Origin of the sequence: Pseudomonas sp. NFIX10, from assembly GCF_900111955.1 — a bacterium.
Taxonomy (GTDB): Bacteria; Pseudomonadota; Gammaproteobacteria; order Pseudomonadales; family Pseudomonadaceae; genus Aquipseudomonas; species Aquipseudomonas fluorescens_AA.
Window position 1 is genome coordinate 73,081 of record NZ_FOKH01000004.1, and the last position, 20,772, is coordinate 93,852.

A 20,772-nucleotide genomic window follows, 5' to 3' on the forward strand; every position below is an offset into this window, starting at 1 on the left:
AGATGATCAGGTTCATCCTGTGGGAGCGAGCTTGCTCGCGATGGCGGTGGTTCAGTCACATGGATCTTGGGCTTGCTGGCCTCTTCGCGAGCAAGCTCGCTCCCACAGGGGACCGCGTCGTATAGAGCATTTGTGACTTCTGAACATCCGAATAGCCGCTATGCCTCAGACTTTCTTCATGCCGATACGCCTGCGCATCTCAGCCGTAATGCTCTGCCGAGTCTTCTTCAGCCCAGCCCAAGGCTCGTGACCCACCTCCGCCAGACGCTCATGAACATTGTGCACATTCCATAGGTTCGCCCCCTTGAGCTCAGCCACCTCCTCACGAAATATCGGCACCGACACCGGCAACCCCTCCCGGGTCCGGGCGGCGTAGGCACAGATGGTCGTGGAGCCCAGCCCATTGCGCAGGTAATCGATGAAGATCCGCCCTACCCGGTTCTTCGGCCCGGACACCGCCGAAAAACGGTCCGGCAGCAGCTTGGCCATGTGACTGACAATCGCATGACTGAAGCCCTTGACCTCGTCCCAGCCCAGTTTGCGCGTCAATGGCACCACCACATGAATGCCCTTGCCGCCGCTGGTCTTGAGGAATGCCTTGAGTCCTAGTTCATCGAGCACCGACAAGGTGAGCTGCGTCGCCTCGACCATGCTTTTCCAGGGCAGCGCCGGGTCCGGGTCGAGGTCGAGGACGAAGCGGTCGGGCTTGTCCAGATCGACAGACGTGGCATTCCAGGTGTGCAGTTCCACCGTGCTCATCTGCACCGCGCCGATCAGCGCCTCGGCGTTGTTGATGATCATCACTGGCTGTCCGGTCAGTTCCTTGTCCAGGCTGGTGATACCGGGAATCGCCAGGCGCTCGGGGTTTTTCTGGAAGAACAGCTCACCGGCGATGCCATCCGGCGCCCGGACCAAGGCGACCGGGCGGTCTTCCAGTTCCGGCAGGATGAATTCGGCAACGCTGGCGTAATACTCGGCCAACTGCAACTTGGTGGTGCCACTGCTGGCGTCGATGACCCGCTCCGGGTGAGTGATGCGGACCTTGCCGTCCATGGCCGGGGCCTTGGCTTTTGTCCTGGTCTTTGCCTTGTGCGGTTTCGCGTCGGGTTCATCCTGGGTGCTGGTTTTTTTCGCCGCAGTGGTTTTTTTCACGGGTTTGGCAAGCTCCTGAGTGATGTCCTTGGCCGGCTTGTCGTTGCGCAAGCCATGGAAGACCGCATGGCGCACCGAGCCTTCCTTGGTCATTTCGGCAAAGGCCACTTCGGCCAACAGCGTCGGTTCGAGCCAGTGCACGCCCTTGGCTTCGTAGCCGGTGGGCGGATTCGCCACGGCGGCCTTTTTCGTCTCCAGGGGCAGCAATTGCTGGTAGATGCTTTTAAGGGTGGTTTCGTTGAACCCGGTGCCGACCTTACCGGCGTAGCGCAACTGGCCGCTGTCGGCATCATGCAGCCCCAGCAGCAAGGCACCGAAGGCACTGCGGGCGCCTTTCGGATCGCTGAAGCCCACCACCACGAACTCCTGGCGATTCTTGCATTTGAGCTTGATCCAGTCGTTGCTGCGCCTGGACACATAGGCGCTGCCAACGCGCTTGCCGATCAGCCCTTCCATCTGCATCTGGCAGGCGCTGTTGAGCAGCGCGTCTGGGGTTTCTTCGAAGGCATCGGAAAAGCGCAGCAAGGGGCTTTCGTTGGGCTCCAGCACGGCGGCCAAGGCGGCCCGGCGTTCTTGCACCGGCACGTTGCGCAAATCCATGCCATTGAGATAAGGCACGTCGAACAGGTAATAGGCGATCTTGCCGCTACTGCCGGCCTCGAAGGCATTTTGCAAAGCCTGGAAGTCCGGCACTCCCTGCTCGTTGGCGACCACCATCTCGCCGTCGAGCCAGGCCGATTCCAACCCCAGCGCGGCCAAGGCCTCGGCCTGTCTTGGCAATTTGTGGGTCCAGTCATGGCCGTTGCGGGTGAGCAGCCTGACGTCGCCGTTTTCGATTCGCGTCATGACTCGGTAACCGTCGAACTTGATCTCATAGAGCCATTCGCCGTCGGGCGCACTTTCCACCAGCGTCGCCAGTTCCGGCTTGAGGGTTTCTGGCAGCGGCCCGGCGACCGCACCGCTGAGGGTGCCTTTCGAGGCGCGTTTCGGCGATTTCGGCCGCGCGGCTTTTTCCGGTTGTTTCACCGCTTTGGCGGCAGCCTTGCCTCGACGCTTGGGTACGAGGGTGCGATCGCTGAGCACGCTGTCCGGCTCGGCCTGGACCACGTCGTATTCGCTTTCGGGGCGGGCGGCCTGGTCTCGATGCTTGATCAGGAACCACTGCTCCTGCTTGCCGGGCATATGGGTGCGTACCAGGTTCCACAGGCCGCTGAGCTTTTCCCCTTGCAGCTCGAACTTGAGCCGGCCTTTTTCGTAGGCCTCATGGGGATCCCCCTGGGGAATCCAGACGCCCCGGTCCCAGACGATCACGTCACCGGCACCGTAGTGGCCTTCAGGGATGTTGCCCTCGAACGTGGCGTAATCCAGTGGATGATCTTCGACATGCACGGCCAGGCGCTTGACTTTGGGGTCCAGGGAGGGCCCCTTGGGCACCGCCCAGCTCTTGAGCGCACCGTCCAGCTCCAGCCGGAAGTCGTAATGCAGCCGCGAGGCATCGTGCTTTTGAATGCAGAACTGCAAGGCGTGGGCGGTTTTTGCCGACTTGCGCGAACGTTTCGCCGCCGGCTCCGGTGTGGCGGCGAAATCTCGCATGCGGTTGTAGTCATCCAGGGTCTTGCTGCTCATGGACCACCTGCCACCTGTTGCAAGGCTGGGTCGGCTACCGGCATTCCAGCGGTTTCCGCGAGCAACTGATCGACCACCCGGCTCAAGGCCTGTTCAACCGAATCGCCCAGCAGCAGACCTTGTTCGTAGAGCACGAGTTGCCGATCAGCGCTGGTGCCTTCCTGGACGATCCGGCGGGCCTGCTTGAACACATCCTGGACGCCCAGCTCGGCCGCGGTTTCACCGAAAGTCTGCTCTGCCAGGGTCAGCCACTCACCGATCAGCATCGGCTGTTCCTGGCCCTCGACGATGAACTCCGCAAGAATCCCGTGGCGCTTGGCCCGCCAGCGGTTTTCCTTGAGGATCCACTGGGACATCTGGCTGTAGCGGGCACCGGGCCGGCGCTGCGTCACGGCGTGAGCCACCATCAGGCGAAACAGCGAGACCAGACAAAGGACGTCGTCCGCCCGAGGGCAGGCATCGCAAATGCGCAGCTCCAACGTGGGATAACGTGAGGAAGGCCGTATCACCCACCAGCAATCGCTGGCCTGGCGAATGGACCCGGTGCGCATGAGCATGTCGACGTAGCCACCGAACGCCGATTCATCTTCGAAATACTCCGGCACCCCCATGCGCGGCCATTCATCGCAGGCCACTTGTCGATAGCTGCTGAAGCCACTGTAGCCACCGTTCCAGAACGGCGATGACGCACTCAGGGCGAGGAACATCGGCAACCACGGCAAGACCTCATTCATGATCCGCACTCGATCCTGCGTGGCCGGGACTTCCACGTGTACATGCAGACCCGACAGCACGCTGCGCCGCGCCACCCGCTGATAATCATCGAACAGTTGCTGGAAGTGCAGCTCGTCGGTGGGTTGCAGCACCTGGGTGGCCATCGGATGTGAACCGGCACTGAGCAGGCCCAGGCCATAGGGCGCCAGGCGCTGGTTCAGGCCCGTACGCACTTGGTTCAGGTAGTCGGCAGCCTCGGGCAGGCTGCGAAAGATGGGCGAGGCCATTTCCACCTGGCATTGGAACATCTCATGGGCGAAATGCTTGCCCAGTTCAGCCTGGTACGCTGCGACAGCCTCCGCAGGGGGGGCACCCGGCATGCACCGGGTGTTCAGGTCCGTGATGAAATACTCCTCTTCAACGCCGAATTTCATGCGCCTGTTCATCGATAGTCCCTCCGATAGCCCCGCCCAGACCTGCGCCAATGCGGGTTACAACCAACGCCACCACGGCGATCCTTTCCACGTCCTGATAACCCGGCGTGAGCAGTTCTTCACCGAACACGTCCGGGTCCAATTCCTTGTAGGTCCAGCCGAAATCCGCCGAGTCACGCCACTGCCCCAGCGCTTCGAGGAACGGATCGCGCCCATCCACCATGGCCACGCCGGTGTAGAGCACCAGCGAGCCGCCAGGTGTGAGCCGGGGCAAGGCTTGCTCGACGATGCGCAGCGACAGCCCGGCGCCCAGTGTGCCGCCGCCATGGCGATAGGCGCGCTCGGAGGGGTCGGCCATGTACGGCGGGTTGGCGACGATCAGGTCGAACTGGCCCGGCACGTCCTGCAACACGTCGCTGCGGGCGACCTCGACGTTGGCCACCTCCGCCAGCGCGGCGTTCACGGCGCTCAGGCGCAGGGCTTGGGGGTTGATGTCCACGGCCAGCACTTGCGCTTCACGACGGGCACGGGCAATCACGATGGCCCCGACACCCGCGCCGCAACCGATGTCCACGGCGCGCTGCACAGCTGTGAAGTTCTGTTGCAGGTGAGTATGGATCAGTTGGGCGAAACGATAAGTGTCAGGGCCGAAGAACACCGCATCGCTGGCTTGCGTGGGAAACTGCGAATGGGCAAACAGCAAGCCATCCAGGCTCGACCAGCGCACCCGGCTACGCAACAAGCCGTCGTGTGCTTCCAGCACCTGGGCGTCTTGCAATTGCCGCTGTTCGTCGGTGCTGATCAGCCCCGGCGCAAACGGCCGCGACCACCCGAACACGTCCCGCAAGGTCTTGGCGCGCTCATTGCCGGGACGCTGGTTGACCCGTTCGTGGGTCAACGGGGTCGGGGTGATGAAACGGTAGCCGTCGGCTTGCAGGCGTCGGCCCAGTTGCAGCAGTGCAAGGTCCGGCTCGGACAGACGTTCTTCATTCATGCAGGGCTCCCTAGCGAAGTGCGGATTTGAGTTCGATGAACCGGCGAGTCGCCAGCAGCCCGGCCGGATGGCTGTGGCAGCGGGCGCAGAGCCAGGGCATCAGGACTTGCATCTGCTCGTTCGGCGTGCGGCCTTGCAGCGCCTGTTGCAGGCTTTGCACATCGGGATCGTCCATCGGTGTCGCGGGCGCGCAAGCCGCAACCGGAGCACGCCGGGCACCGGACTTCACGCCCTCGTCCAGCCAGTCACCGGCGATCCAGTCATGCAGCAGCTGTTTTTCGTAGGGGCTGAACACCCCGAACATGGCCGCCCCTGCACCGTCGACCAGCGTCCAGAAGCGGCTGTTTTGCGGGTCTTCATGGCGCTTGATCCAACCTTTGTTCTGCATGGCCGTCAGGAACCCTTCCAACTGGCCCGGCGCCGAGAGCCACTGGTTGACGGTCTTGCCTTCGAATTTGCAGTAATCAGAATGCATGTGCTGACCGAACGGGCGTTTGCGTTCGAGCATGTCCAGCACTTCGCGATCCAGGTCGAACGAGCCGATGATGGCCCGGCTGCCCCGCCCCAGGTCATTGAGGCGATAGCCCAGCGTGACTCGCTGCCAGAAAGCCTCACGGTCCGCTTCCATCGGCATCAGTTGCAGCAGCGCTTGCACCGCCTTGTGGGCGTGGCCGGTGCTGGCGTTGTCGATGGTGACGTGGAGGGTGAAATAGTACGGATCGATGTCCAGTTCGCTCAGCTCATAGGCGCTGATCAACAGATGCAGGGGCAATTGTTCGTAGCCCAGGTTGTAGCCGATGACCTCCGGCAGGTACTCGTCGCCGGCATAGCCCAGGGCCAGTTGCACGGCGCCTTGCAGATACAGATCGTCGTCGATGTCCGGGGCGTCCGACAGGTCGTATTCGGCGAGCAACTTGCGATAGAGCACCACATGATTTTGCGCGGGATGACCGTCCCCCAGTTCTTCCAGGTAGGTGCACAGCAACCCTTCGAAACGGTGGTCGTGCCAGTGCTTGACCACGCCATACAGCCAGGCGCCGTCCACCCGTTTGGTCGGGGCCACGGCCTGGAGGAAGTACAGGGCATGGGCCTTGCCGCTGAAGAACTCCCGTAGGCCGCCGTTCTGGCGCCGCTCCAGGTAGTCAGCGTATTGCCGGGCCACGCCGGCGCTCTGTTGTTCGACCCAGGCCTGCAGCGCCATGGGATCAGAGGGCATTTCCTGGGGGAGTGCCTCGGCTTTGGCGATGCATTGCTGGAGTAACGCTTGGGCGACGGTTTGCTTGTCGGCATCGTCGGAGCCCTGGAGCAGCCGTTCATAGCATTGGCGCACCTGTCCTTTATGGATGACGGGGTGCACGGTGGCCGGCTGGGATTGGAGGGGTGTCAGCGCAGTCATAAGGGCCTCTTGGGTTCTTGGCGGACGCTGAATCAGAACGTCTCTTCTGTTGCAGAGCGCGGGAAACGGCGAAAAATTCCGTTGGATTGAATGGCAGGCGGATAAACGGGGACCTGCTGCTTTGGTGGGAACCCTCGCTTCGCTCCGGGCCTCGAATGCAGAGACCACCAGGCGCTATCCAAGGAGCAGCGATGACGTTCACAGTATGGGTAGCGGTGCTCGGCGCGGTATTGCTGACCCTGGCCCTGACCTCCTCTTATCTGCGCTGGATGCCGGTCACCACCTCGGCGATGTGCCTGGTACTGGGTGTCGCCATCGGGCCGCTGGGGCTGGATGTGCTGAAGCTGGACGTCAGCGACTCGTCGGTCTGGATGGAACACCTCACGGAAGTCGCGGTGGTGTTTTCGCTGTTCGTCAGCGGCCTCAAGTTACGCCTGCCTCTCAAGGACCGCACCTGGCGCGTGGCCTATGGGCTGGCCGGGCCGGTGATGATCCTGTGCATCGCCGGCCTGTGCCTGGCGTTGCACTCTCTGCTGGGCCTGAGTTGGGGCGTGTCGATGCTGATCGGCGCGATGCTGGCGCCCACCGACCCGGTACTGGCGGCGTTGGTGCAGGTCAACGATGCCCGGGACGACGACCGGGTGCGGTTCGGCCTGTCGGGCGAAGCGGGACTGAACGACGGCACGGCGTTTCCCTTTGTCATCCTGGGCCTGTTGATGCTGCGTGAGGACGGCAGCGGTTTTCTCGGTGAATGGCTGCTGCGCAACGTCCTGTGGGCCGTGCCGGCCGGGTTGCTGGTCGGCTACTGGATGGGCCGCGGCATCGGCAAGCTGACCCTGTCGATGCGCATCAGGAATGCCGACAGCACTTTGTCGCCCAATGATTACCTGGCCCTGGCGCTGATTGCCCTGGCCTACGTCGTGGCCGAGTGGATCCAAGGCTATGGCTTTCTCTCGGTGTTCGCCGCCGGCCTGGGGCTGCGTCAGGCCGAGGTCCAATCCACCGATGAAGAGGCGCCACCGGCAGAGCACCTGGTGCAACCGGTGGTGGGCCACGAAACCGTCGATCCCCAACAGGCCGTCGCGGGCGATACCGAGACGCTGGACGATGGTCAATTGGCCGCCGGGGTGATGATGAGCGACATGCTGGCGTTCGGCAGTTTGGTGGAGCGGTCGATGGAAGTGTTCCTGGTGACCCTGCTGGGGGTCGTGCTGGCCAGCCATTGGGACTGGCGAGCCGTGGCGATCGGTGCCCTGCTGTTTTTCGTGATTCGCCCGTTGAGTGTGCTGCTGGTGCCCTGGCGGCGATTGCTCGACGGACCGCAACGGCTGCTGATCGGCTGGTTTGGCATTCGCGGGATCGGCAGCCTGTTTTATCTGTTCTTCGCCTTGAACCATGACCTGCCGCCAGCGGTGGCGCAACTGTGCATCGACCTCACGTTGTCGGTGGTGGCCCTGAGCATTCTGGTGCATGGCGTCACCACCCAGCCTACGTTGGCATGGTATGAGCGCCGTAAGCGGTCGAGTTGAGGCAAGTGTGCCTCAACCGCCTGGATTGCTCACCTGGATATAAACCGAATATGTCCCCAGCAATACCCAGAACGTGGCGAAGATCCAAGGGGTACGCAACGAAAACAGCAACGACTTGCGGTAGCCCTTGTGGGTCGACTCCCGCTCGCTGAACAGCGGCGATTCGTCGTAGGCCAGCCCCATCAAGGGTTCGGCGCGCAACAGTTCGCTCTGCTTGAAATGCCAGTGATCGATGATTTCGTAGGCCGCCTTGATGCCCGGCCAGGCATTGAGCGAACTGAGGAATCCCAGCAAGGCCAGGAATGGCGGCACGATCAGCGTGAACAACTTGCCCCACTCCGGGTTCAGGTTGGCCATGCAGGAGGCAAAGGCGATCACCAGGAAGGATTGGGCGGCCAGGTAAGCATCGGTTCGATTGGCCAGGATGCTGGTTTCGTATTGGATCTCCCGGCGATAGAAGTCCAGTCGCTCCTTGGGCGAGCCGAACAGTTTGGCGTTGTGTTCCGTCAGTTCTTCTTCCGGGGTGGGCCCGGTGAGTATTCTGGGCATTGCGCAGGCGGTGCCTCGATGATGATTCGGACTCATTAGAAGAACCCGCGCGCGGCAAGTTCAAGCCGATGGACCACAGGTGCATTAAAGTCCGAGGAAACGCTGCCCAACCGCCAAGGTCTCTACTGTGTAAGGACAAGAGGACGGTTGTGTGGATTATCTTGGATGGGTGCAATGGCCGGCGATGCTCGTCACGGTGCTGGCCGCCTGGTTGATCGGCTCACGCCAACCCCGCCGCAGGGTGGCGGGGTTCAGTTGTTTCATCGCGAGCAATATTCTGTGGGTGGTCTGGGGCCTGCATACCCATGCGTATGCATTGATCGTGTTGCAGTTTTGCTTGTGTGCGATGAATTTGCGTGGGTTCAAGAAGAACACTGAATCAGCGCCATAAGCGCCTGCTCTTGTGGCGAGGGAGATTGCTCCCGCTCGAGTGCAAAGCGCTCGCGACATTGGGGCCGCTTCGCGACCCAGCGGGAGCAAGCTCCCTCGCCACAGGAGGCTGACTATTTCATCGTCTGCCCAATCACCTGCATCAGGTCAATCTGCTTGAATGGCTTGATCAACCGAGGCAGTTGCGTGGCGAATCCTTCCAGGCGTTCGGCATAGCCGGTGGCCAGGATGATGGGCAAGGTCGGTTGGCGGTCGCGCAACAGTTTTGCCAACTGCGCACCGTCCATCTGCGGCATGGCCATGTCGGTGATCACCAGGTCGATGTCCGGGTTGCGCTCGTACAGCTCCAGCGCCTGGCCCCCCGATGAGGCGCAAAGGACTCGATGCCCCAGGTCTTCGATCAACAAGCGAGTACTGGTCAACACCAGGCTGTCATCGTCGACCACCAGCACTTTCAACTCGTGGACCGGCGACGCCGCCTCTTCGATCGCCACTTTGCCAGGGGCCGTATCGCCGGCCACCGGCAACCACAATTCGGCGGTGGTCCCCAGGCCTTTCTGGCTTTTGAGTATCAGGCGGCCACCGAGCTGTTCCGCCAGGCCATGCACCATGGACAGCCCCAGGCCCGTGCCCTTGCCAACGCCCTTGGTGGTGAAGAACGGGTCCACGGCCGAGGCCAGCGTGGCGTCGTCCATGCCCTCGCCTTCATCGGTCATCGCCAGGCAGATGTAGCGCCCGGGGGCCATCGGCTTGTCCGGCCCGGCATCAGCCCCTCGCCGTTCCTCGGCTGCAATGAGGATCTGGCCGCCATGGGGCATGGCGTCCCGGGCATTGGTCGCCAGGTTGAGAATCGCCAGTTCCAGTTGATTGACATCGGCCAGCACCGGCGACAGCGCCTCGGCGAAACGGGTCTGGATGTGTATCGACGGCCCCAGGGAGCTTTGCAGCAGGCCGCTGATGCCCTGTACCAGGGCCGCCAGCTCGACCGATTCGTAGGTCAATTTCTGCCGACGGGCAAACGCGAGCATGCGCTGGGTCAGCGAAACCCCGCGCAACGCGCCCTGGGTCGCGTTGTCCAGCAATTGAGTGAGTTTCGGTTCGTTGGCCATGCGCTTGCGCACGATTTCCAGGTTGCCGAGGATGACCGTCAACAGGTTATTGAAATCATGGGCGATACCGCCGGTGAGCTGACCGATGGCTTGCAGTTTCTGGGATTGAAACAACGCCTCGCGGGCCTGTTCAAGGGCCTGCCGGGCCTGGGTGGCATCGGTAATGTCGCGGGTGATCTTGGCAAACCCCAGCAGCGTGCCGGTATCGCTGCGAATCGCATCGATAACCACGTGGGCCATGAAACGCGTGCCATCCTTGCGCATGCGCCAGCCCTTTTTCTCGAAACGCCCTTCGCTGGCAGCGATGCTCAACGCGCGCTGCGGCTCGCCGGCATCACGATCTTCGGGGGTGTAGAACATCGAGAAATGCCGGCCGATGGCTTCCACCGGAAGGTACCCCTTGATCCGCTGCGCCCCCAGGTTCCAGTTGGTGACCTGACCTTCCGGGTCGAGCATGTAGATGGCGTAGTCGGTGACGCTTTGCACCAGCAGGCGAAATTGCTGCTCGCTTTGCTTGAGGGTTTCCTCGGCCATCTTGCGGTCGGTCAGGTCGCGGGTGATCTTGGCGAAGCCGAGCAAGGTACCCGTCTGGCTGTCGATGATCGGATCGATCACCACATGGGACCAGAACAGCGTGCCGTCCTTGCGCACCCGCCAGCCCTCGCCTTCGAAACGCCCCTCATGCAGGGCCGTGTCCAGCGCCCGTTGCGGCAGGCCGGCGGCGCGGTCCTGATCGGTATAGAAACGGGAGAAATGCTGGCCGAGGATCTCGGACTCCTCGTAACCCTTGAAACGCCTGGCACCGGAGTTCCAACTGGTGATGATGCCCGAAGGGTCGGTCATGTAGATGGCGTAGTCGACCACCGCGTCGATGAGCAGGCGAAAGCGCTGTTCTTCGTTCATGAGCGGGGGCTTGGGGGCATTCTCGAGCATCTGGCCGGGGCATCCGTGTGGATTTTTTGCGGATTATGGAGCAAGTCAGGCGCCAGGAAAAATCCTCAAGCCTTCCACCCTGTGGGAGCGAGCTTGCTCGCGATAGCGGTGGGTCAGTTTGCATCAATGCTGGCTGACAGTCTGCCATCGCGAGCAAGCTCGCTCCCACAAGGGGATTTGTGGGCCTCTTGGGTGACAGACCACCAACGCGGCAATAAGTGCTGCACCCTGGCCTCGCCGAACCGATCATCGATCAGCATCACCACCCCGCGATCCTGTTGGGTGCGGATTACGCGGCCTGCCGCCTGTACGACTTTCTGCAATCCGGGATACAGATAAGCGTAGTCATAACCATCGCCGAAGATCGCCGCCATGCGTTGCTTCATCTGCTCATTGACCGGGTTGAACTGCGCCAGCCCCAAGGTGGCGATGAACGCACCGATCAGGCGTGAACCCGGCAAGTCGATGCCTTCGCCGAACGCGCCACCCAACACCGCAAAGCCGATGCCCTGGCTGTGTTCCATGAATCGTTCGAGAAACGCCTGCCGGGAGGCTTCGCCCATGCCCCGCGATTGCGTCCAGAGGGCTATCTGCGGGTGCCGCTCGGCAAACAGCCCGGCCACTTGCTGCAAGTAATCGAAACTGCTGAAAAAGGCCAGGTAGTTGCCCGGGCGCTCGCTGAACTGGCGGGCCATCAACGTGACAATCGGTTCCAAGGACGCCTGGCGATGGGCAAAGCGCGTGGAGATGCGGCTGACCACCTGTACGTCCAACTGCTCGGCCTTGAACGGCGATTCGACATCGATCCACACCGTATCGCCCGGCGTTCCCAGCAAGTCCGCGTAGTAATGTCGAGGGCTCAGGGTCGCCGAAAACAGCACGGTGCTGCGGGCCGCCGTCAGCCTGGGCCGCAGGAACGCGGCCGGCACCACGTTGCGCAGGCACAGCGTCGAAAGGCTGCGCTGGCGGCCGAGTTCGCGCTTGTGGATGTCGAACAGAAAATGTTCGTCGAAGGCTTCCGCTACCCGGCCAAACTGCAAGGCGTCGAAGTAGAACGTCTGCAAGCCGCTGTCCAGGCCCTGGGGGTGATCGTTGAGGTAATCGCCGATGGCGGTGGTACAGGTGGCCAAGGCCTGGAGCAGCTTTTCCGGCAGTTTTTCATAGGCCTGATAGGCCGCCACCTGAGGCGCATGCAAGGCGTTCCACTGGCGATTGACCCGCTCCAGGGATTTCTTCAGCGGTTCGGGGGCGGTTTTGCGCACACTGCTCAACGTGGCCTGGTCAAGGGTCGCGCTGTACATCTGCCGTCCGCGCTCCACCAGGTTATGGGCCTCGTCCACCAGGGTCGCGACTGTCCAGCCATTGGCCTGGGCCAGGCCAAAGAGCAAGGCGCTGAAGTCGAAGTAATAGTTGTAGTCGGCCACCACCACGTCGGCCCAGCGGGCCATTTCCTGGCTGAGGTAATACGGGCACACCTCATGGGCCAATGCAATGTCGCGCAATGCCGCCTGATCGAGCAACGAAACCCGGCTCGCCGCTGCTCGGGCACCCGGCAGGCGATCATAGAAACCACGGGCCAGCGGGCAGGATTCGCCATGGCAGGCGTTGTCCGGGTACTCGCAGGCCTTGTCCCGGGCGATCATTTCCAGCACCCGCAACGGCATCGACGGCGCGCTGTGGGTAATCACCCGCGCCGCATCCAGGGCCAGCTTGCGCCCCGGGGTTTTCGCCGTGAGAAAGTACACCTTGTCCAGTTGCTGCGGCGCTAAAGCCTTGAGCATCGGGAACAAGGTGCCGACGGTCTTGCCGATGCCTGTGGGCGCCTGGGCCATCAGGCAGCGGCCGGTACTGATTGCCTTGAACACCGACTCGGCCAAGTGCCGTTGCCCGGGCCTGAAACCCGCATGGGGGAAGACCAGCGCCTGCGCGCCGAGGTTACGCGCCTGTCGATGGGCCATTTCCTGCTCGGCCCAGGCCAGGAACAGCGCGCATTGTGCTTCGAAGAAAGCTTGCAACTGGGCCGCCTCGAAGCGTTGGGTGAGTCGGGTTTCCTTTTCGCTGACGATGTCGAAATACACCAGGGCCACGTCGATGTGCGGCAACTGCAGCTTTTGGCACATCAGCCAGCCATAGATTTTCGCCTGGGCCCAATGCAGCTGGCGATGGTTGGCCGGCTGTTTGCTCAGGTCGCCCCGATAAGTCTTCACCTCTTCAAGGCACTGGCGGACCGGGTCGTAGCCGTCGGCCCGCCCCTTGACCGTCAGTGTTTGCCAGTGACCTTCGAGGACCACTTCAGCCTGATAACCCTCGGTGCGCCGCGAGGCGACGGTGCGATGGCCGGCGATGCCTTCCAGGGCTGTCGGCGAGGGGGTGAAGCGCAGGTCAAGGTCGCCCACCTTGGCGGTGAACTCACACAGCGCCCGCACGGCGATGCTGTAGCTGGGTGTCGGGCTCATGTGCGCCCATCGCGGGCAAGCTCGCTGCCATTGCCATGGATGATCTGGGGTGGTTCGTCTTCTGTGGGAGCGAGCTCACTCGCGATGGCAGACGCTGCCCATTGCACATAGCAAACGGCGACGGGCATCTGGTGCTCGTGACAGAACTCCAGCCAACGCAGCTGGTTGTCTTGCAGGCGATCACCGGGGCCTTTGACTTCGATCATGCGGTAAGTCTTGTGCTGCGGCCAGAACTGGATCAGGTCCGGCATGCCGGCGCGGTTGGCCTTGATGTCCAGCAGCAGGCGCTGGAACCAGTGCTTGAGGTGCTCGGCCGGCAAGCAATCGAGGGCCTGTTCCAGCAAGGGCTCGGACAACGCACCCCAGAACACGAAAGGCGATTGCACGCCCCACTTCTCAACGTAACGACGACCAATGGTCTGCCGATAGCGGCCATCGTCCAACTCTGCCAGGCAGGCCGCGAACAACTCGGCGCGACGGGCATGGAAATCCTCATTGAGCAGGTCGACCGGCCCGCGCTGGAACGGGTGGAAAAACGCGCCCGGCAACGGCGCGAAGATCGCCGGCCAGCACAGCAGGCCGAACAGTGAATTGATCAGGCTGTTCTCGACGTAATGCACCGGCGCGGTTTCATCATGCAGGTGGGCCTGGACGTGGTATTCCACCGACAAGTCCGGATCGACGCGCGGCAGATGCAGGTCGAGGCGCTCCACTTCCCGGGCCATGACCCGTGGCACCGGCGGGCCGCCCAGCTTGCGCCGCAGGCGAGGCACGATCCGAAGCAAGGCCTGGGTTTCGGCAGCGCTTTGCGGTGTCTGCGCCGCCGCCTCGCCCAATTCCAAGGCCAGGGCATACTCGCCGATTCGCTCCAATACCCGGACCATCCGCAGCCGCGCACCCGGGTAGGTGCAATCGCGATAGATGCACAAGGCCAAGGCGAAATCGCCGATACGCTCGCCATGCTGGCCGATCTGGAACAACAACTTGCCCCGGCGTCGCTCCAGCCACGGATTATCCAAGGACAGTTCGTTGACCTGGGCGACGATATCTTCCGGGGGTTCGCCGGCTTCGAAGCGCTGCTGGCAGTCGTGCAGGAACAGGCAGGCATCGACGTCGGCGCGACTGCGCAAGCCCCGTGACTCGGCGCTGAACTCAACGGTTTCGTAGGTGAATATGCCCAGGTCCGCCAGGACGAATTCCGACCAATCCTGGTAGAGGTTGCCAAAGAACATCAAGCGCAGCCTGTCGCACAGAGGCATGATCGTCAGGCTGTACAGGCGGTCGTCAAGCTGCGGACACCAGGTACGAAAAGGCTGGAGCGGGCTGGGGTGATTATCCAGGGCCTGGAGCCATTCGGCCTTTTTCGCCTTGGGCTGTTCGATCAGGTGGCCCAGGCACAGAAGGATTTCCGCCTTGAGCAGCACGTCGAACAGTTCAATGAGCCCGATGGGGGCCTGTTCCTCGACCCATCCCAGGGCCAATAGCGGCGCGACGGCGGCGCCAATGTCGCCGATCTCCGGGTAACTCAGCTTGCCATGACGAAACCGCAGGCCCTTGCGCATCACCATACGCACCAACAAGCCTTGGGAAGCACGGGGCAGCGCTGCGAAATCGTCGATGAAGCGCTGCTCTTCGTGACTGAGCACGTCCGCATAACGCTGGCTCAACCACGCGAGCACTTGCTGGAAGTTGTTCAGGTAGTAATACGGATCGTCGAAAGAGCGGGTTGCCACGGGAAGAAACGCCAAAGGTGTCAGAGGTACTGGTTATGCATACAGATAACAGCTGTAAACCCCTCAGGCAACCGCAAAAGATGAACGGTCTCCTATATTTAACGTGAAATCCTTCACCCAGCGATGAACTTTCCTACGGCAAGCGAGACCAATGGCGGTTAGCTAATGTGATGGCGCGGTCGAATCAGTTGCTCCGTGTCCTTTTGATTGAGAGGTTATGGTTATGAACATCAGGTTTCTGGGCGTGTCCCTGGTCGCCGTGGCATTTATGGCTCTGGCTGGCTGCGCGTCGCCCACGGTAGTGACCTTGCAAAACGGTACCCAGTATTTGACCAAGGACACCCCTAACACCCGCACCGCCGACGGTTTCTACGAGTTCGAGGATATTTCTGGCAGGAAAGTCCGGGTCCGCGCCGATGATGTGGCGACCATTCGCAAGGAAGACTGATTTCCAGTGACTCGCCTGGCAGGCGACCATCGCGAACAAGCTCGCTCCCACATTTATTTTCCGGTGCTCGCAGAATCCTGTATTCACCCCCCATTCCTGTGGGAGCGGGCTTGCTCGCGAAAGCGGTGGGCCAGTTTGCAATGATGTTGAATGTTAAGCCCGCTCCCACAGGGTCCGGTGGTGAACACACATCCTGCGTACACCTGTGGACCCCTGTGGGAGCGAGCTTGCTCGCGATAGCGAACTCAGGCGAACACGATCCCTTCGCCGCCCACCTGACCGATATTCACCCCCACCAGGGTCACGGAACTGTCACCGAACTTGAGCAGCGTGTCATTGCCCACTTGTGACAGGTGCTCACTGTAGTCATGACCCGCCCCGGCGCCGGGTACGCCGAGGAATACCAGCTTGTCCCCTGCCTTGTAACCGCTGATCCGATCCTGGCCGAACGCACCATTGAAAAGAAAGGTGTCGCTGCCACCGCCCGATTGCATCAGGTCGTTGCCCGCACCGCCGACGAAGGTGTCGTTACCCGCGCCACCCACCAGCACATCGTTGCCGTCCTGGCCGAACAACCAGTCCCCCTTCGCGCTGGCCACCAGGGTGTCGTTGGCCGCACTGCCCTTGACCGAAGACGCATACGCCGTCAGGTTGCCGCCCGCCACCAGGCCGTCGACGGTGACGCCGTGGCTCACCTCATCCTTGAGCAGCCCCCAGAACAACCCGGACTCCTTACTGACCAGCGTGCCGATGTCGCGGGTGATGCTGATCCCGCCATGGGCATCGCGCAGGTACAGCGTCCCTGCCCCGTCATGGGCGAAACTGAAATCCTTCACCGACTGCTGCAGTTGCAGGCTGTTGCTGCCCTGCCCGCCCAATATCACGTTGTAACCACCGCCATCGCGAAAGGTGTCGTTGCCGGCACGGCCTTCCAGAAAGTCGTTGCCCTGGCCGCCCTGGATCAGGTCGTTGCTGTCGCTGCCGATGATGAATGTGCTGCCGGTATGGGTTTCAGCGTTGCGGTTGAGGTCTTGCACCCAGGTATTGGCCCGCGCGGGGTCTGACAGGTTGGCAACGATAATGGTGGAGTCTTTTTCGGTGAGGTCGTAGAACGCCGAGCCCATGATCCGGCCCATGCCATCGCTGTAGCCGCTGGGCAGGTGGGAAATCCAGGTGGGGATGTTGAGGATGGAAAACGGCAAGACGTTCCATGCCGCCGAAGCGTAGTGGTCGTTGAAGCTGACGATGTTGTTGGTGGCCGACGCCTGTTGCCCATCATGCACGCCCACCGATGCGAGGTTGAACGTCGAGCCATCCAGGGCGCGGAACACCGGATCGTTCTCGTAACCGATGTTCAAGACCTTGTCGGTGCTGCTCTGGGTCGGCGAAGCGTAGGCGATGTAGTTGGCATCGGCATAGAACCCCGACCATTGGCTGGCGCTCAAGTCCGCCAGGCTGTTGACCGCCAACCCGCCCAGGCTGTGGCCGCTGACCAGCACGTCCGCGCCCGTCAGGCCATGGGCCTGGGCAAACTTCGCGACGTTCCCCAGCAGGTTGCCAAAGGCTTCGCCGGCGTAGTTTTTCGCAAAGTCCTTGGGCCCCAGGGCGGCCATCAGGTCGTTGATCACGTCGCCAATGGAATCGCCAATCAGGTTTTCCCGAGGGCCGCTGGTGCCGCGAAACGACACACCGATTTCCTGCAGGTGACCCGCGGTGTCGTACTTGCCGAGGATCTCGACCTGCGCGGTGGTGTAGCCGGCTTTTTCGCCAAAAAACGTCCCGCGACCATCCACCTTGCCGGCGTAGCCCAGTTGCGTGGCGCTGATGGGCGTCCAGCCAGCCTTCTGCACCGCCTCCAGGGCCAGTTTTTCCGAATCAGGGTTCCACGGCACGCCGGGAATCACCCCTTGGGAGTCGGTCCCTCCCAGCAGCGCGGTGACCAGGGTCGCCGGCAAGCCGGCACCGAAGCCGTTGTGCTGGTAACCGGCGGCAAAACCGTGGTCGAGGTTGTGGTAGGCGTACAGCATGATCGCCATTGCGTCGCTGACCAGTGCCTTGGATTCGGCGGTGCCGAGGTTCTTGTAGTCGTAGATACCCATGGTTGTTGCTCTCTTTTTGTTGTTGGAATGCTAGAACCGGGAGGTACAGTTTCTGTGGCGAGGGAGCTTGCTCCCGCTCGGGTGCGTAGCAGCCGCCCTGGGGAGCGCTGCGCACTCCAGCGGGAGCAAGCTCCCTCGCCACAGGGGCATGTCCAGCCCCTTCTTCATGGTTAGAACTGCCAATCCAGGGTCAGGCCCACGCCGTGGGTTTTATCCCTGGAGCCGATCAGGCCGTTGTAGTCGAGGTTGACCCGCACATCCTTGGCGACCGCAAGCCCCGCACGGGCGCCGACCACGGCGGCGTTACGGTCCATGGACACGCTCTGCACCGCGAAGGTGTTGCTGACGCCGGCGAAGGCCAGGTCCTGTTCGGACGTGGTATGGCTCAGGTTGTGCTGCCAACCGAGGGAGCCGGACAGCTGCAGTTGCTGTCGATCCGCCAGTGCCAGGGTGCGGCTGGCCCGCACGCCCAGGGTCGAGAGCACAGCATCGCGGCGGTCGTCGCCACCGTGCAGGGCCGCGTTGTCGCCTTTCTCATGGAAACTGTCGCTGTCCAGATGCACATAAGCGAGGTTGGCGAACGGTTCCAGGGCCACCGCTTGCCCGTCCAGGCGATACGCCGCTTCGGTGAAGAGCTGGGTGGTCCGGGCATCGCGCTTGGTTTTCTCCCGGCCACTGACGTCGCCCCATTGCAGGTCACGCTTGACGTCGATGCGATGCCAACTGTGGGCACCGCCGACGGTCAGGCGCAGCGCGTCGATCTCATGCCCCAGATAGGCACCCAGGTGATAGCTGTCGGCCTTGGCCGAGGAATGGGTGCCATCGCCCATGCTCAACGAACTGTCGCTGTAGCCGGTGACGAAACCCAGGCGTGTCTGGTCGCTGATCAGGCCATCGACACCGGCCAGCAACCCACCGATGGAGCTGGTGGAACTGGCTTGATCATGCCCACCCTCGTTCTTGCCCCAAGCCCCCAGCACCTTGAACCAGGCATTGCTGCTGGCGTCGGGCGGCGTACCGGCGTCGTAGAGCGCGTCCTGGCGCAGGCGATCAGCCACGGCGTCGCGCAATTGACGGCTGTCATTGATCAGTAGCGTACCGATGGCCGGATGGATTTCACCGGACAACTGCTGGAACGCCTGCTGTGCCACGGCGGAGCTGGGCGCCAGCAGCAAGGCCTCGTACAACCCGTTGCCCGCGCCCAATCGCTCGGCGGCAGTGGCCACTGAACGCTGGTTGGGCGTCAAGCCGAGGCTGGCAAATGACGCGTCGTTACGCTCGACCGCCAGTTGAATGCCGTTGGCGCTGTACGCCAGGTCGCCCCCCAGAAACGCGTAGTTGGGCAAAACTTGCGCGAAACGCCCATCGATGCCACCGGCGGCCTGCAAGATATTGAACTGCCTACCCAGCAGGCTTTTCACTTCCCCAGCCGTCAGCAGCGTCGGGCTGTTTTCCAAGGACAGCGACACCGTCGCCCCATCGATGGACGCCTTGCCGCCCGCCACGATCAGGTCGCTGGAGGTGGGCGAGACTTCCACCGCGTAGTTCGAACCGGGTTGGAACGTCACGTCGCCGGCCACTTGCAGGGTGCCGATGGAATTGCCCGGCGCCACGCTGCCGCCGCGGCTGGCGGTCAGACTGGCGATGCGCCCATTGCCGCCGAGAATGCCGCCGTCGTTGACGGTAACCGCCGATGCCAGCGAGCCATTGATCGCCAGTCGCCCTTGATTGACCAGGGTCGGCCCGCTGTAGGTGTTTTCGCCGGTGAGCACCAGGGTGCCGATGCCTTCCTTGGTCAGCCCGCCGTGACCGGCGATGTCGTTGCGCCAAACGTCCAGGCCACATTGGATGCCACTGCACAGCCGTTCCGTGGGTTTGCCCGCATCGATGATCGCGCCGATGCCCGGCAAGTCCGCCACGAACTGACCGGAACCATAGGCGCCATCGATGCGAAACTCCGCGGGGATATCCTGATCGGTCACCAGCATCGACGGCCCGTCGATGGCCTTGCCAAGGTTGATCATGCCCCAGCCATACAACGAATCGACGCCCGGCGCGCCCATGTCGGTGGCGGTGGTACGCAGCACGCTCGCGACCTGGGCGCCGGTCATGTAGGGAAAACGCTCCATCAATACCGCCACGCTGCCAGCGACATGGGGCGCGGCCATGGACGTGCCGCTCTTGTTGGCGTAGCCCACGGTCAGGTCGTCGGCACGGGTGCCGCCGATCACGGCGCTGTAGACCCGGGTGCCCGGTGCCGACACGCAGAAACTGGCGGTGTAGCCACAGCGCGAGGAAAAGGTACTGATGGTGTGTGGATTGGCGCTGGCGGTGTCCGGGTTGACCTGCAGCGCCGCCACGGTGAGCCAGTTCGGCGCGATGTCCGGGACGAAATACGCCAGGCCCGCGATGGCATCGGGGTTATTGAGGTTGTAGTCATTGCCCGCGGCGAAGATCGTCACGATCCCGCTGCGGGCCGCCGCGATGGCCCCCTCGTAGGCGCCGCCGGGCTTGGTACCCAGCAGGGGTTTGATCTGATCGAATTGCAGTTGCGCATCCTGCACGGTGAAGTGCGGGAACGCCGGATCGCGACCGCCCTGGTCGAAGCGATCGGTGATGCCAATGCCCCAGCTGTTGTTGATGATCCGTGCACCGCTGCCGATCAACGCGTCCCAGCCGGCCTTGTACACCGCGCCATCGTTGCCCCGGATGATGCCGTCCTCGGGCCCCGGGTCGCCGTTGTCAGCGCTGATGATCTGCGCATCGAACGCCACGCCGTGCATCGGGCTGCCATCGCGACTGCCGGCGGCGATCCCGCCGACATGGGTGCCGTGGGACCCCAGCTTACCGTCCGAGCCGACGGTAGGTGAACCGTCGTAGTGGAACGGATCACCGGCCTTCACCGGGATGTAGGGGTCGGTGTATTCGCGAATGCCGCTGGTGACCAAGGTCACGACTTTGCCGGTGCCGGAGAACTCCGGGTGGGCCGCGTAGACCGGCTGGTCGAAGATCCCCAGCTTGACGCCCTTGCCGGTGTATCCGGCGGCGTAGGCCTGCTGCGCGTTGATCGCCCCTAACCCCCATTCGGCGTTGAATTCGCCGCTGCGCCAGCTGTCCGGGTCACCCGCCCTGCCGCTCTCGACATAAGGCGCCGCCTGGGCCGTGCCCAAGGTCGCCAGTGCGCAGAGCATGGCGTGGTTGAGGGCCTTT

13 protein-coding genes are annotated in these 20,772 nt (G+C 62.6%); 3 read left to right on the forward strand and 10 right to left on the reverse strand.

The window, feature by feature from the left end; genetic code table 11:
- Positions 1-165: 165 nt before the first annotated feature.
- The 4 genes from ligD to BM321_RS05170 are packed head-to-tail and all read right to left on the reverse strand — an operon-like array spanning position 166 to position 6,316.
- The gene (gene ligD, locus BM321_RS05155; protein ID WP_092441756.1) at positions 166-2,778 is read right to left on the reverse strand and encodes a DNA ligase D; all 2,613 of its coding nucleotides are present in this window, start codon (positions 2,776-2,778) and stop codon (positions 166-168) included.
- Complete coding sequence (locus tag BM321_RS05160) at positions 2,775-3,938, reverse strand: carboxylate-amine ligase (protein WP_092441757.1); 1,164 nt, start codon at positions 3,936-3,938, stop codon at positions 2,775-2,777. The genes ligD and BM321_RS05160 overlap by 4 nt, the downstream gene beginning before the upstream one ends.
- Positions 3,910-4,920, reverse strand: coding sequence for a methyltransferase (locus tag BM321_RS05165; RefSeq protein WP_092441758.1), 1,011 nt, complete (start codon positions 4,918-4,920; stop codon positions 3,910-3,912). Before BM321_RS05165 ends, BM321_RS05160 begins: the two co-directional genes overlap by 29 nt.
- 10 nt (positions 4,921-4,930) lie before the next feature.
- Positions 4,931-6,316: an iron-containing redox enzyme family protein gene (locus tag BM321_RS05170; RefSeq protein ID WP_092441759.1), complete on the reverse strand. Its 1,386-nt coding sequence runs from the start codon at positions 6,314-6,316 to the stop codon at positions 4,931-4,933.
- 191 nt (positions 6,317-6,507) lie between these two features.
- Here BM321_RS05170 and BM321_RS05175 point away from each other — a divergent pair, with 191 nt between their 5' ends.
- The gene (locus BM321_RS05175; protein WP_092441760.1) at positions 6,508-7,845 is read left to right on the forward strand and encodes a cation:proton antiporter; all 1,338 of its coding nucleotides are present in this window, start codon (positions 6,508-6,510) and stop codon (positions 7,843-7,845) included.
- A 12-nt stretch (positions 7,846-7,857) separates the two neighbouring features.
- Here BM321_RS05175 and BM321_RS05180 read toward each other — a convergent pair whose 3' ends face one another.
- Complete coding sequence (locus BM321_RS05180) at positions 7,858-8,394, reverse strand: hypothetical protein (protein WP_092326489.1); 537 nt, start codon at positions 8,392-8,394, stop codon at positions 7,858-7,860.
- Positions 8,395-8,545: 151 nt separating this feature from the next.
- Here BM321_RS05180 and BM321_RS05185 point away from each other — a divergent pair, with 151 nt between their 5' ends.
- Positions 8,546-8,785, forward strand: coding sequence for a hypothetical protein (locus BM321_RS05185; protein WP_092326487.1), 240 nt, complete (start codon positions 8,546-8,548; stop codon positions 8,783-8,785).
- A 112-nt stretch (positions 8,786-8,897) separates the two neighbouring features.
- On the opposite strand, the gene BM321_RS05190 is transcribed toward BM321_RS05185, so the two are convergent.
- From BM321_RS05190 to BM321_RS05200, 3 genes are all read right to left on the reverse strand, one after another.
- Positions 8,898-10,826 carry a hybrid sensor histidine kinase/response regulator gene (locus BM321_RS05190; protein WP_092441761.1) on the reverse strand — a complete coding sequence of 643 codons (1,929 nt, stop codon included), beginning with the start codon at positions 10,824-10,826 and terminating at the stop codon, positions 8,898-8,900.
- 113 nt (positions 10,827-10,939) lie between these two features.
- Positions 10,940-13,282: an ATP-dependent DNA helicase gene (locus BM321_RS05195; protein WP_092441762.1), complete on the reverse strand. Its 2,343-nt coding sequence runs from the start codon at positions 13,280-13,282 to the stop codon at positions 10,940-10,942.
- A complete protein-coding gene (locus tag BM321_RS05200; RefSeq protein ID WP_092441763.1) occupies positions 13,279-15,015 on the reverse strand; it encodes a VRR-NUC domain-containing protein in 1,737 nt (578 codons plus the stop codon). The genes BM321_RS05195 and BM321_RS05200 overlap by 4 nt, the downstream gene beginning before the upstream one ends.
- Positions 15,016-15,238: 223 nt before the next feature.
- Between BM321_RS05200 and BM321_RS05205 the strand changes: the two genes are divergently transcribed.
- On the forward strand, positions 15,239-15,463 hold the full coding sequence (locus BM321_RS05205) for a YgdI/YgdR family lipoprotein (protein ID WP_092326704.1): 225 nt from the start codon (positions 15,239-15,241) through the stop codon (positions 15,461-15,463).
- Between the two features lie 245 nt (positions 15,464-15,708).
- Here the strand turns inward: BM321_RS05205 and BM321_RS05210 are convergent, their stop codons facing one another.
- Positions 15,709-17,562, reverse strand: coding sequence for a polyurethane esterase (locus tag BM321_RS05210; RefSeq protein ID WP_092441764.1), 1,854 nt, complete (start codon positions 17,560-17,562; stop codon positions 15,709-15,711).
- A 170-nt stretch (positions 17,563-17,732) separates the two neighbouring features.
- Positions 17,733-20,753 carry an autotransporter serine protease gene (locus BM321_RS05215; protein ID WP_256573377.1) on the reverse strand — a complete coding sequence of 1,007 codons (3,021 nt, stop codon included), beginning with the start codon at positions 20,751-20,753 and terminating at the stop codon, positions 17,733-17,735.
- Positions 20,754-20,772: the final 19 nt, after the last annotated feature.